This window comes from Polaromonas sp. P3_B4 (assembly GCF_056402835.1).
Genome location: NZ_JBFUGQ010000001.1, coordinates 667,978 through 680,294 on the forward strand (window position 1 = coordinate 667,978; position 12,317 = coordinate 680,294).

The following is a 12,317-nucleotide window of genomic DNA, read 5'->3' on the forward strand; positions in this document are numbered from 1 at the left end:
CACCTGGAGACCCTGAATGAGCTATGACTTGCTTGTCTTTGCACCCGCTAAGGCGCCGAATGAACGCGAGGCATTTCTTTCCTGGTGGGAAGAGACATCCGAATGGTCCGAGGATCACAGCTACGACGATCCAAAGGTCTCCACACCAGAACTTCAGGCTTGGTTCCTTGAGATGATCAAGTTGTACCCGGCAATGAACGGCCCCTTCTCTTCGGAAGAGTTTCCAGAGGATGATTCGGCTGTCACCGACTATAGCGTCGGGAAGGAAGCAATCTACGCCGCGTTCGCCTGGTCCAAGGCAGAAGCCGCATATGAGCAGGTCTTTAGCCTTGCAGCCAAGCATCAACTTGGGTTTTTTGATGCAAGCTCAGAAACCGGGGCCGTGTGGCTACCGGACGGGAAAGGTGGGCTGAAGCTTTCTCATCAAGGTGAGTCATCAGACACTGACGACAGTGACGCCTAGCCCTTCCATCGAGAGGATGTGGCCCGGCAAGCCGGGCGCCCCCTCTCATGTCAAACGTTAGACCTCAGAGTCCAAGCTATGCGCGCCCTCGAACTCAAGATCCCACCGCCGCTCGTGGCGCTAATCATTGCGGTCGCCATGTGGATTGCTAGAAATGTTGCGCCGACGCTTGAACTGTCGCCCGCTACTCGCATCGTCGCAGCCGGCGTCGTCGCGGTCATTGGTGGCTACTTCAGCATCGCTGGCACCATTGCGTTTCGGCGAGCCAGGACCACGGTCAATCCTTTGAAGCCGGAGAACGCATCGTCACTCGTCACGTCCGGTGTCTATCGGATCACTCGCAATCCAATGTACGTCGCACTCGCCTTGCTTCTGGTGGCATGGAGTTTCTACTTGTCAGCGCCTGCGCTTCTGGCCGGCTCTGCACTCTTCGTTCTCTATGTCACTCGCTTCCAGATTCAACCCGAAGAGAGGGTACTGCGGCGCATGTTTGGTAACGATTACACGTCGTACACACAGAGGGTGCGAAGGTGGCTGTGAGACCTAACCCTCTTTTAATGCGGACCTGCCTTCCGCGGGCAGCTTAAGTCAAACGTCAGGTCTCAAAGCGTATGCCCTTGAACATTCGAAGCGTAATCTCAGAGGACGAGTATTGGGCTGTGGTTCAACAGCTGAAGGGATCTTCTGATTTCTTCGACGAGCAGGGAGACTCTCATGGCCACATCGACGGTGATCTTCAAGTATCAGTCGAAGCGGTATTAGTCCCACTTGTTGGTCCTTGGGAGAGTTCTGATGTCTGGTTCCACAATCAGGACTTTTACGGCGATGGAGTTCGCTCGCTTATCTTTCGCGCCGGGGAATTCCCTTGGGCCGCCGTGATACGTTTGCAGAACCTTTTGGTTGGCGATGCAGCCCGTTTTTGCATTTCTGTGCACATCTGTGATTCATTGGAGGCACAGGGGAAGTGGGTAGGATCGATCGCCATCTTGAAAGAGGATATCGTTGCAACGACCTATATTTCTGAAATGCTGCGGAGGCACCCGGGTGTTGAGACTTAACTTGCCCGTCAACACAGACGCCCAATGGTGTCCGCTCCCTACGGTCGCACCTGGCATTGGTCGCCGATTACGTTCACGTTAGTGTGTCCATGAGGCCGACGATAGCTGCATCCTGGAAATTTCTGACGCTAGCCGTCTCATTCGGCCCCATGGCGCTCGGCGTATGCGTGCTGCTCCTTCCCCGGTTTCGCTCGTTGCATGGCACAGTTGCCGAATGGATACTCTTGGCCGTACTGCTACTGCTTCCGTTCGTCGGCGCGTTCGGCCTGATCAAATACATGCCGTGCTCACTCAGGGTTCGAATTGCAATCGCCGTGGCTTACGTATTGGCCATGGCCATGCCGGTGCTACTCACAGCCATCTTCATCGGATGTTCATGGGCGGGCACGTGCTTCTAGGTGCATGCTCTAACATGCTGGTCCACACGGACGCCCAAGGGCGTCCGCGCTTACGACTCTCCTGTCCCTTGGTCGCCGGTCATCTCCTACGTTAGGCGTCAATATGCGCTCACCACTCAAAACACCCAAGCCTCTGCGCGACATTCGGTACTTCGAGAGCATCGATCCCCCTCAGTTCGAGCATCCCATGCCGAACTACGCATCGAAGCTCTATGGTTTCCCACGCGCATGCGTAGCTCTTGGCCAGCGCGTCGGGATGAAGTGCGAAGAACTTGGAATGTCTATCGGTCACGCTGATCATCTCTACCTGTGCTTTACACCATCTCTGCCCGATGGGGCAGTCAGTATGACTGAATACGCCACGGAGCATTGGCACCGCTTCGTGCTCTGCGGAATGGATCCAGCGTTCAATTCCCTGCCGGACGAGAGAAAACTGGCTGTAGTTACCGAGGCAACGTTTTCAGCGCTGCGCATGCTTGCGCCAACCGAGACGCCAGCGCTTGAAGTGCTTCGACACTCAGTCGAGTCAGAAGGCGAGGCGCTCAGAGTGTGCCTTAAGGTCAAAGCGACAAAGCAATACCGTGTACGCGTTGAGCAAACGGTCCCCGTGCATCCACAACCCACCGAGGTATTCGTTGAAGTCACAAATCTGAGAACGCAGCGCTCGAAGATGGTTAGAGTTGCAGAGGTGAAGTTCTACGATGATGCTCCAAGCTTGGTCGATCGCATTGCCATCGTTGATCACAAGCTCACGATCCATCCTCGAAAGTCCTTTCGAGCCAGCCTCATTGCCGCGGACTACCAAGTTCCAATTCAACTTGGCCTGGCCGACCTGAGTGGCGCCTAATCCTTCCTTCAAGCGAACGTGCCTGCGGCGGTCCGCTTAAGTCAAACGTTAGACATTAAGAGTAGAGAGCCGGAGCATGAAGCGCATCATGTATATCGAGAACAAATCGGGTGGTTTGAGCGGTTCCGGCCGCATTGGCTGGGTGGAGATGTCGCGCTCGACGCGCTCGTACACGTACGCCGGCAAGCGTTTTCTGAAAACGAAGTCCGGCTACAAATACAACTGCATCGAGGAAGAGACGGGAGCGCGTTACTGGATCTCTGGCCCCAAGAGGAAAGGTGGCGACACGATGTACGGCGGCATTATCGACATTGATGACGATGCCAGGCTTGAGTACTGGGCCAAAGTCCGAGGCCAGCCGGAGTGTATTCATCTAAAGCAAACCAGGTAACCAGACATGTCTGACATTTCGCCTGGCTCGGACACGCAGCAGCAGGATGCTGCTACGCGGCGCTTGCTGTGCGCCGGGAAGCCCGAACGGTAAGCCTCATCAGCGGCGCATCTCTCATCATCAAACAAGCATGACAGCACTTCGCGAAATTCACAGGCACAAAAGTACCTTGCAGTTGGCACGCAAACTCCTCACTGCGGCAATAGTGCTTCAGCTCCCGTTTCTGATCGAGATCGCGCTCAGACAAGCCGATTTACTGCTTCACCTGAACATCCTGGGCAACAGGCAAATGCCGGAAAAGACGTTTTGGTTTTTGAGCCTCACGGCGTCCGCCCTGGCGATCGTCGGGTTCATAATCGTTTGTCGCCAGCTATCGCTATGGGAAGGCGATCTGGAAAACACCGAATTCGTACAGCGAACCCGGCTACTTGGAACCATGAAAATTGCTGCGGGCATCCAACTCTTCTTCTATCTCGTCTTTCTGCTTCCGCTGTTCAGCCTCATTCCAGTAGTTTGGGCCAGGTCGAAAGCCACCGCCGCCATTCAAGACCTTGAGGTCTTGATGCCTGCTCGTCGGCGCTAGGCGGAGGAGCGGTAAGGATGCGTATGCCTTCATGTCGCGCGGATGCGTCATGTGGCCGTTCTGGCCATGCCAGCGGACAAAAATCGGACCCAATACAGGTAAGTTTTCTCGGTGCCAAGGCTATAGTGCAAATACCGAACCCGCTCCCGGACCTGATCCAGCAAGTGGGCAGACTGCAGTGGGGGATTGCGGGGTTTCGCGGAATTTTTATAACAGTATGAATTTCAGAGCATTGCCTTGAAATCCAGCGTGCAAGCAGCTTACCAAAGGTTCTGATGTCCAGATTAGATTGCAAGCGTCAGGTTATGTCGCAGGTTTTACGAAATACATTACGTTAGGCAGTGCAATGGCTGAGTTTCGGCGCATCACCAAGCGAGACAACAAGGCGAAGTTGTCTGAAATGGCAGCCAAGTACGAGGCGTTGCTCTCTGAGGCGCTGGAATTTGCCAAGCGCAAAGCCGAATCGAAGCCACAGGCCGTTCGCGACATTCTCGCCACGGGCACCGTCGAAGGCGTTGCATCAAACCTGAACGCCAAGGTGGCTGCAGTGTGCTATCGGGCAGAGCAGTACAGGCGTACGTGGCACAGTCTGACTCCCTGGCAGTATCTTGAGCACACAACCGTCGAAGAACAAGCCGACTCCATGCTCCAGACTGTCGAGGACAACCTCCATATGACGGAAACAAACTCCTGGCCTTCGCCCCCGTCGAATCCCAAACGGACCAGGGCAACTCCGTGAGCGGCGCGGCGCTGCCTAACCTCTCCGTCAAGGGGACGTCCCGCAAGCGGGCCGCTCCTTACGTCAAAGGGTAGGCAAATGCAAACAATCTTGAGTGTTGCGTTCGGCTTCATGGCGGTGTTAGCTGCCACGGCGATTACGGTGTTGGCAGGTTCCCCGTCCGCTGGACACCCGGCTCAGTACGCCGCAGCATTTATAGTCGCGGGGGTGATGCTGTCCGTGCCATTTGCCCTTGTATCCCTTTGGCTCGCGTTGGCTGACCGAGGCATCGAACGTGGCGAGAGGCTACGGATTCTGGGGATCACGCTTTTGGTGATCGGGGCGGCCCGGTGGCTCGGAATCCTCGTGGCGATCGGCCCCGTGTTTGCGGAAGGAAGTCTTCTGCTCATGGCACTTGGCGGGGCCTTTCATATTCGGAGCAAGCAGCTAACCAAAGGGACGGGCAATGCATAACATGGCAGTCGACACGGACGTCCTCGAGGCACGCTGTCGCGCGCATATGGTCTGCCGATCACTTCTACGTTAGGCCGCAGCAAACTCCCTGGCCCCTCAGCACAGATGACATCCCAAAAAAAGCATGCCTAGTTTTACCATTGCCGGTCGCCTGGGCCCTGCACTCTTAGGCGGAGCCCTCGTTGCTCTGCTCGGTTGGGTGTCCTTCGGATCACTCCTGCCAGGTGCTGCGGCGCCTGTTGGCGCCTGGATGCTCGGTGCCGCCGTAGCGTTTGGCGCGCCGAGTGCATCCAAGGCATGGCGTAGGGTTCTGCTCCTGGCAGGGCTGCTCTCATTTGTGGCGGCTTGGGCAATGTGGGTTGCGGTTTTAGGCGGAACGCAGGGTGCCGTTCAGGCCACACGCGCCGAAAACGCGCCAGGCTTCGGCCTTCTTGTCCTGGTTGGCGCCGTGTTGTTATTGTTCCTTGGACCTCCGTTCTTCATCTTGCTCGGTCTGGGACTCATGGTACTTGCCCACTTTGTGGGCCGGGAGCCACCACGCCGCAAGGGAAAAAAGCCAAGCCTCGCAGATGAAACAGGCGACTAACTCTTCCATCGAGAGAACGGCACAGGGGCTTCACCCTTGTGCCGCCTCTCATGTCCAACGTTAAGACGCATGGCAACCTCAAACACCGCTGGATACTCTGGAACGCCGCTTTCCAGGAAGCTTGGCATCAAAGAGGCGCATCGAGTGCTGCTCATCGCAGCACCTGAGGAGTACGAAAGTCTGTTGGCCCCACTTCCACCAGCCGTGCAGTTTGTGAGCCAGCCCGATTCAAAGGTAGATATCGCTCACGCCTTTGTCACGCAGCGAGAAGAACTGGCAAAGACTCTGAGTGTCTTGCGCAAGAAGCTGAAACCCGACGCAGCGCTGTGGGTCTCCTGGCCAAAAAAATCAGCCAAGGTACCGACCACCATCACAGAAGACACTATCCGCGAGTTGGCGCTGCCACTTGGCTTCGTAGATATCAAGGTCTGCGCCGTCACGGAAGTCTGGTCGGGACTCAAATTGGTGGTTCGCAAGGAGCTTCGCTGAGAATGCGGCCTAACCCTTCCATCAAGACAAACGTTAGGTGCCGCTCATGGTAGCCACCAGGCTCCTGCTGATCTTTGCGCTTCTCTGCACCTCAGCCCTGCCTGTATCTGCTGAATACACGCCAACGGGACGGAAGGCCATCTCCGTAATCTCGGCCGATTTTCCGCATCTGGATTTCATTTGGACAAGCGCCGAAGGCGATCTGGACGGTGACGGAATCGCTGATCTGGCTTTGGTGGCCACTGGGCAGAGAGGTGGAAATCCACAGCGCGAGGAGCGCCTTTTCATTCTCAAGGGAAATCCGGATGGAAGCTACGGAGTCCTTTCCGCGTCTGACGAGTTTTGTCGCGTGAGCAAGTTCTATAACATCGATATAAAAAAGAATTCTGTGTTTGTCCAGGCAGTTGAGTATGCGGACGCCGCTCGCGCGTCGAGTTACACCATGCAGTTTCGATACAACGCGAGTCTCAAAGACCTTGAATTCGTCGGCGAAGAGACTCTTGACGAGAACTATAACGATGGGTCTTACTACAGGGTCAGCAACAATTACTTGACGAAAACTGCCATTCATTCACGCCACGCGGGCAAGAGGCACAAGGACGTCAACGTTCGCCTCAACAGCTTTCCGATACTCAGATTGCAAGGCTTTGACTGTTCGAACCGTGGCTCGTCTGATTCGGTCGTCCACATTGACGAAAACTTCAAGGTGCGATCCCGATGAAGAGCAAGACAGCTAACAAATCGACCCAGTGGCGACGATCTGCGGCCGCGTCTGGCCTCCACCGTTAGACTCCATTTCACATATGCCATCACCAGTCATCGTCGCGCTCGACTTCGAATCCTCGGCTGAGGCGTTGGCATTGGTCAATCGGCTCGGTCCCGAAGCCGATCACTACAAGGTCGGCCTTCAGCTGCTCACAGAGGCTGGACCGCAGGTAGTTCGAGAGCTGGTGTCGGCAGGCAAACAGGTCTTCCTCGATCTCAAGCTTCACGAGATACCCAACTCCGTAGCCAGTGCCGTCAAAGCCGCTGGCAAGCTTGGGGTTTCAATGGTCACGGTCCATGCGTCGGCGGGTTCGGCCGTTCTGCGAGCGGCTGCCAGTGCTGCCGAGCCATACTCCAATCTAAAAGTTCTTGGCCTTACGGTCATCACAAGCCTTTCTGACGCCGAGCTCCCAGAGATCGGTCTTGCATCATCAGTCAAAGACCAGGTTTTCCGCCTCGCTTCGCTGGCTTGCAAGTCAGGCTGCCACGGTATCGTGGCCTCCGCCCAGGAGGCCGCCTACTTGTGTGATTCCTTGCCTGCCGGGGTACTCATCGTCTGCCCCGGCATTCAGCTTTCCCAGCCGGCAGCCACAGACCAGGTGCGCATCTCCACTCCTGCTGCGGCGGCCAGGGCAGGCGCCACTCACATCGTCATCGGCCGCGCCATAGCAGGTGCTTCGGAGCCACTGGCAGCGTACCGGACAGCAGTCGAGTCGTTTAGCAATGGCGTCTAACCCCTCAATCAACCAGACGTACCCCGGCAAGCCGGTATCTTGTCTTTCGGCGTCGTCGTGGCTACATTCTTGTTTGAATCGCATATGAAGTCGCGATACGCTACGCCACATAACATATCAACCGGCGCGGAGCCACAACAGCAGGATGTGGTTCCGCCGCATTTGTTGGTGGTCCGATCATTTTTACGTTAGGCCTAAGGAGCCACCGATGTTTCGAATCTTAGGTAGCCGAGTCGTCGCGATCTGTCTTGTTGTGTTTGGCATCTTTTTTATGTATGCCGGTCACAAGAACGCCACCAAGTTTTCGGCATTGCGCGATCACGGCAAGACGACCAAGGCCGAGGTAACCAGGCTGGAGTGGAAGGAGAAGAAGAATACCCATGCTGACAGCCTTTACACAGCGCATGTTCGCTTCACTACGGAGGATGGTCGCGAAATTCGGACTGAAGTCGGCGTTGCTGCGGAGCTTGGCCGTGCCTTGCGCAGCAACTCTGTCCCATCCACCATGACGGTTCGCTATCTACCTGAAGCACCCAGCACGCTTCAAGACATCAACCAGGACGACTCCTCTGATGCCCAGAAGGGCGTTGGTCGCTATATGTTGCTTGGGGGACTGGCCATGTTGGTCATCCGCTTCTTCTTTTCAGGCCGTGCGAAATGATGCCAAGCCCTTCCTTCAAGCGGACCCGCCTGCGGCGGTCCGGTTAAGTCAACCGTTAGACCGCACCTCAATGTTTCGCTCTGCCACCATCGCTGAAGTCGCCGACCTTTTGGAAGACGGCCTTCGCGGGTTGCATCCGGAGCATCGGGCAGCTTTAGAGAAGGCATGCATAGCTCCGCGTGAGCTGTCGGTCGCGGATTCACCGGGTGAGTATGTCGTTGCCGTCGCTGCCTTTGGCGATAAGCTGCTGTACTGGTCCGACGTAGAAGAGGGGTGGGAGCTCGAACGCCCAGATGACGAGGGCGGCATTGCGTCGCGTGGCTGCAACCAGTTTGAGCTAACTCATGTCATGTATCAAACGCTGGGAGATCCCAATGCGGTCTAACTGGTCGGTCAACGCGGATCCACAACTGCAAGGTGGCTCCGCCGCAAATGTTGCGGTCCGGTCACCCTCTACGTTAGGCGTCACGTGACGGCCGCCGAGGACATTTATTACGATCTGGCGCCCGAAGAGGCGCGGGAACGGCTGCACGAACTCGCCGGAGATGGGGACCACGAGGCCGAGTTCTATCTTGGTCACTTGGCGGACGAGAGCTCGCCCAGGAACCCGGTCGAAGCGCTGGTCTGGTACAAGAAAGCTGCCGCCGGCGGCCTGCTGGAGGCAAAGCACTGGGTTGCGAGCTTCACCTATCACGGCATGGGCACAAGTCAGGACGTCTTGGCTGCCGTCCGCCTTCTCCGTGAATGTGCAGAGGCGGGGCTGGATTCATCCCAGTGGAAACTCGGCCAGCATCTTCTGCAGTTCCCGGAGAACACAACCGAGGCTCTCCGGTGGTTGACGGCGGCGGCAAGCCAAGGGCACACGGGGGCAATCGAGTTGTTGGCTGAAACCGGTCAACTTCAACGTTAGGCGTCACTTGAAGCACTTCCTTGCATCGTCAGTTCAGAATTGAGGTCACATGCTCACGCTTTACTACACCCCCAATACTTGTGCGCTGGCAACGCATCTGGCGCTGGCTCATGCAAATGCAGAGTACGAACTGGTCCGGATCGACTTCTCGAAGAATGAACAACGGGCGGCAGACTACCTGAAGGTCAATCCGAAGGGCCGGGTTCCAGCGCTTGTGACGGGGCGCGGGGTCCTGACGGAAACACCGGCCATGCTCATGTTCATCGCCCAGACGTACCCGGACGCGCATCTGGCTCCGCTTGGTGACACGTTTCGACTTGCGGAGATGAACGCTTTCAACAGCTATTTGTGCTCCACGGTTCATGTCGCCCATGCCCACCGAATGCGCGGCCACAGATGGGCAGACGAACCTGAAGCGTGGGACGCCATGCGAAGGAAGGTTCCTCAATCCGTGGGTGACGCCTTCTCGCTTATTGAAGACGAGTATCTGCGTGGACCGTGGGTTCTGGGTGAAGAGTTCTCTGTGTCAGATCTGTATCTTCTAACCCTCGCCCGTTGGCTGGAGGCCGACGGGGTGGACCTCGCCCGCCTTCCCCGAATCCTCGATCACAGGGCGCGAATGCTGGTGCTTCCTCTCGTCGCCAAGGTCATTGCTCAAGAGGAAGGGGAGCCGAAATGAGGCCTGACTCTTCCGTCAGGCGGACACTTCAGAGGCCGCTTCGCGCCCTTCGACCTGCCTTTCATGTCAAACGTTATCCAGCTGGTAATTGTGTGGTGTGTTGATGAACCTTGCATTCAAGTCGTCCGGACGCATTCTCTTGTCGCTTACGCGCTCGGAGCTGGTCACTTTGTCGAACTCTTTGAATGAGGTTTGCAACGGTATCAATATCACCGAAGCCGAGTTCGAGACCCGGGTCGGTGCAAGTCGAAGCGAGGGGCTTGAGCTGCTCGCCCGAATCATTGCTGCTATCGATGCGCCGGACACCGAAGTCGAAGTCGCGAGAGCGTGGGCCGACAGTGGCGCCGTTATGGTCAAGGCAATTTCTGCATTCGGTGATCCTGTGGAACTGGGTGAGGAGGGTGCTCGGCGTTTCGCTGAGGACTTGGCCTCTGCAATTCGGGAGGCGTTGTGACGACGAGTAGGCCGGATAACATATCCATCGACGCGCACCCACAACGACAGGATGGGGCTTCGCCGCAAGTGTTGATGGTCCGGTCACCTTTACGTTATGTCGCAAACGCCACCGCCTCCTGACGTCGGCAATCTCTGGCAGCGCGTGCACAAGCAATGGCGCGACGCTGGAGTGGGCGTAAGCGCTGGCGCAACTGAGGAAGCGATTGCGGAATTTGAGCGCCGGTACGAAGTAGTTTTGCCTGAGGATGTCCGGGCCTATCTCGTTGCTGAAAACGGAACCGGCCATGAGATGGATGATGTGTATTTCCGCTTTTGGCCGTTGGCAGAGATCAGGCCCGTGAAAGACGAACTGGATGATTCAGGCGGTGTCATCTATCCGGATCGCTTCGCGTATCCCGACTGCTTCGTGTTCGCTGATCATCTTATGAACAGTTGGCTTTACGCAGTCCGACTGACGAGCGACCGGAATCAACTCGCCCCGGTGTACCGCGTCACAGCCTCGGACGAGGGTGGGGAACAGATGGCTCCGACATTCCGTCTATTCATGAGCCGATACGCGGATCGGCCGGAGAGCATTCTTTGAGGCTGTTGCGACATAACCTGTCGTTCGAAACGGACGTCCAGCGGCGTTCGCCCCCTTCGTTCCCAACTTTGCCGGGTCGCCAGTCAACGTCGCGTTAGGCGTCACGAATTCCCTCGCACATCACTTTCCGAGATCAGCCACAACATGAAGATCGGTCAAGCAGTCATTCGCACGATCCTGGGGCTCTCAGGTGCAAGTGCACTTGCCCTGGTTCTCGCAGCCGGCTATTACGCCAACGAAGTGAGGGCTGCCAGAGTTGCAACACCGTCTCTGATTTCCGAAACCTGGAAGCGCTTTGGAGCCCGGCTGAAACCCACAGACTTGTCGAAGGACAGGCAAGCCATGTTGTTGGCAGTCGAAGACCCGGCGTTCACCCGGCATCACGGCGTCGATCTTCAAACTCCCGGCGCAGGAATGACGACCATCACGCAAGGTCTGGTCAAGCTCATTTACTTCCCGGACGGGTTCAAGCAAGGTATCGCTAAAGTTCGCCAGACACTGATTGCGCAATACGCCCTGGATTCGCTGGTTTCCAAGAACGATCAAATGCAATTGTTCCTGAATATCTGCTATCTGGGCAGCAAGAATGGCCAGCCTGTTCATGGCTATGCGGCCGCCGCACAGGCATATTTCGGCAAGAGCTTTGCGGAACTCACTGACGAGGAGTTCCTGTCGCTCGTCGCAATGCACATAGCCCCCGATAACCTGAAGCCTGGGACGCCCGAAAACACCCAACGCGTTCAACGTATTCACGCCTACCTCTCTGGCAAGTATCGGCCTGCGAGCCTGCTGGATGTTGAGTACAACGGAAAGCAACACGGAACACTGGCGGAAGAAGCCCTCATGTCAATCTTGCGACTTGTCACTGACGCAAGGCCTGAGCGCGCTGGTAGCTAACGCACTTGACTTGCAGTGGTGCCCAGCCTTTTAATTGAGAGGACGCGTCCCGGCAAGCCGGGTCACGCCTCACATCTCAAACGTTAGACAGCACGAATTACGCCATGGCTTTCGCTTCACATGAAGAGTACTTCGCGAGCGTGCCCGCCGAGTCGCGCCTTCAGCTCCAATCCATTCAGGAAAAAGTTGAGGCCTTGGTGCCTGGCGCCTCGCGCTGCGTAAGCTACAACATGCCCGCATTCAAGCGCGGTCGGGTGTTCTTCTACTTCGCTGCATTCAAGAAGCACATTGGCGTCTATCCGCCTGTCACGCAAGATGCGCGCCTCATACAGGAACTCGCGCCATACCGTGGCGAAAAGGGCAATTTGTCCTTCCCGCTGAAGGAGGAGCTTCCTATCGAGCTTATTGGCCGGGTTGCCCTGGCGCTGTCGCAAGAGTACGGCCGCAAGTGAACGGCGAGCGTGGTCCCTGACCTTTCGTTGCTTCCTGGAGTTCTCTTTGCCGCAGGTGGGGCAGGGGGCAGCGCCGACGCTGCGGCATGCGCGCACTGAGGCCTGCCTCTGCATAGGGCTGAAACGAAGACGGCGCTTTTTTGCGCGCCCCTTGTTTTGCTATCAAATCAGTA

General features: G+C 56.7%; 19 protein-coding genes. All 19 read left to right on the forward strand.

What is annotated here, in order from left to right; all coding sequences use genetic code 11:
• Positions 1–16: 16 nt before the first annotated feature.
• The 19 genes from AC1DVV_RS03245 (at position 17) to AC1DVV_RS03335 (ending at position 12,144) form a co-directional block, all read left to right on the forward strand.
• On the forward strand, positions 17–463 hold the full coding sequence (locus AC1DVV_RS03245; RefSeq protein ID WP_457279025.1) for a hypothetical protein: 447 nt from the start codon (positions 17–19) through the stop codon (positions 461–463).
• A 78-nt stretch (positions 464–541) separates the two neighbouring features.
• Positions 542–1,003, forward strand: a complete 462-nt coding sequence (locus tag AC1DVV_RS03250) for a methyltransferase family protein (protein WP_457279024.1) — start codon at positions 542–544, stop codon at positions 1,001–1,003.
• 77 nt (positions 1,004–1,080) lie between these two features.
• Entirely contained in the window at positions 1,081–1,521 is a 441-nt protein-coding gene (locus AC1DVV_RS03255; protein ID WP_477667526.1) for a hypothetical protein, read from the forward strand.
• 501 nt (positions 1,522–2,022) lie between these two features.
• On the forward strand, positions 2,023–2,766 hold the full coding sequence (locus tag AC1DVV_RS03260; RefSeq protein ID WP_457279022.1) for a hypothetical protein: 744 nt from the start codon (positions 2,023–2,025) through the stop codon (positions 2,764–2,766).
• A 76-nt stretch (positions 2,767–2,842) separates the two neighbouring features.
• Positions 2,843–3,157, forward strand: coding sequence for a 1-deoxy-D-xylulose-5-phosphate synthase (locus AC1DVV_RS03265; protein ID WP_457279021.1), 315 nt, complete (start codon positions 2,843–2,845; stop codon positions 3,155–3,157).
• 130 nt (positions 3,158–3,287) lie between these two features.
• On the forward strand, positions 3,288–3,740 hold the full coding sequence (locus AC1DVV_RS03270; RefSeq protein ID WP_457279020.1) for a hypothetical protein: 453 nt from the start codon (positions 3,288–3,290) through the stop codon (positions 3,738–3,740).
• A gap of 346 nt (positions 3,741–4,086) precedes the next feature.
• Positions 4,087–4,479, forward strand: coding sequence for a hypothetical protein (locus AC1DVV_RS03275; RefSeq protein ID WP_477702773.1), 393 nt, complete (start codon positions 4,087–4,089; stop codon positions 4,477–4,479).
• A gap of 78 nt (positions 4,480–4,557) precedes the next feature.
• Positions 4,558–4,932 (forward strand): hypothetical protein, encoded by a 375-nt coding sequence (locus AC1DVV_RS03280; protein WP_457279018.1) that lies wholly within the window; start codon positions 4,558–4,560, stop codon positions 4,930–4,932.
• Between the two features lie 655 nt (positions 4,933–5,587).
• Positions 5,588–6,007, forward strand: a complete 420-nt coding sequence (locus tag AC1DVV_RS03285; protein WP_457279017.1) for a DUF3052 domain-containing protein — start codon at positions 5,588–5,590, stop codon at positions 6,005–6,007.
• A 46-nt stretch (positions 6,008–6,053) separates the two neighbouring features.
• Positions 6,054–6,728, forward strand: coding sequence for a hypothetical protein (locus AC1DVV_RS03290; protein WP_477688884.1), 675 nt, complete (start codon positions 6,054–6,056; stop codon positions 6,726–6,728).
• 82 nt (positions 6,729–6,810) lie between these two features.
• Positions 6,811–7,506, forward strand: a complete 696-nt coding sequence (gene pyrF, locus AC1DVV_RS03295; RefSeq protein ID WP_457279015.1) for an orotidine-5'-phosphate decarboxylase — start codon at positions 6,811–6,813, stop codon at positions 7,504–7,506.
• A gap of 208 nt (positions 7,507–7,714) precedes the next feature.
• The gene (locus AC1DVV_RS03300) at positions 7,715–8,167 is read left to right on the forward strand and encodes a DUF3592 domain-containing protein (protein ID WP_457279014.1); all 453 of its coding nucleotides are present in this window, start codon (positions 7,715–7,717) and stop codon (positions 8,165–8,167) included.
• Between the two features lie 70 nt (positions 8,168–8,237).
• Positions 8,238–8,552 (forward strand): hypothetical protein, encoded by a 315-nt coding sequence (locus AC1DVV_RS03305; RefSeq protein ID WP_457279013.1) that lies wholly within the window; start codon positions 8,238–8,240, stop codon positions 8,550–8,552.
• Between the two features lie 84 nt (positions 8,553–8,636).
• On the forward strand, positions 8,637–9,077 hold the full coding sequence (locus tag AC1DVV_RS03310; protein WP_457279012.1) for a tetratricopeptide repeat protein: 441 nt from the start codon (positions 8,637–8,639) through the stop codon (positions 9,075–9,077).
• A 49-nt stretch (positions 9,078–9,126) separates the two neighbouring features.
• The gene (locus AC1DVV_RS03315; RefSeq protein WP_477702774.1) at positions 9,127–9,756 is read left to right on the forward strand and encodes a glutathione S-transferase family protein; all 630 of its coding nucleotides are present in this window, start codon (positions 9,127–9,129) and stop codon (positions 9,754–9,756) included.
• Positions 9,757–9,859: 103 nt separating this feature from the next.
• The gene (locus tag AC1DVV_RS03320; RefSeq protein ID WP_477702775.1) at positions 9,860–10,210 is read left to right on the forward strand and encodes a hypothetical protein; all 351 of its coding nucleotides are present in this window, start codon (positions 9,860–9,862) and stop codon (positions 10,208–10,210) included.
• Positions 10,211–10,306: 96 nt separating this feature from the next.
• Positions 10,307–10,795: an SMI1/KNR4 family protein gene (locus AC1DVV_RS03325; protein WP_477702776.1), complete on the forward strand. Its 489-nt coding sequence runs from the start codon at positions 10,307–10,309 to the stop codon at positions 10,793–10,795.
• 144 nt (positions 10,796–10,939) lie between these two features.
• Entirely contained in the window at positions 10,940–11,692 is a 753-nt protein-coding gene (locus AC1DVV_RS03330; protein WP_457279009.1) for a transglycosylase domain-containing protein, read from the forward strand.
• 104 nt (positions 11,693–11,796) lie between these two features.
• On the forward strand, positions 11,797–12,144 hold the full coding sequence (locus AC1DVV_RS03335; protein WP_477688885.1) for an iron chaperone: 348 nt from the start codon (positions 11,797–11,799) through the stop codon (positions 12,142–12,144).
• Positions 12,145–12,317: the final 173 nt, after the last annotated feature.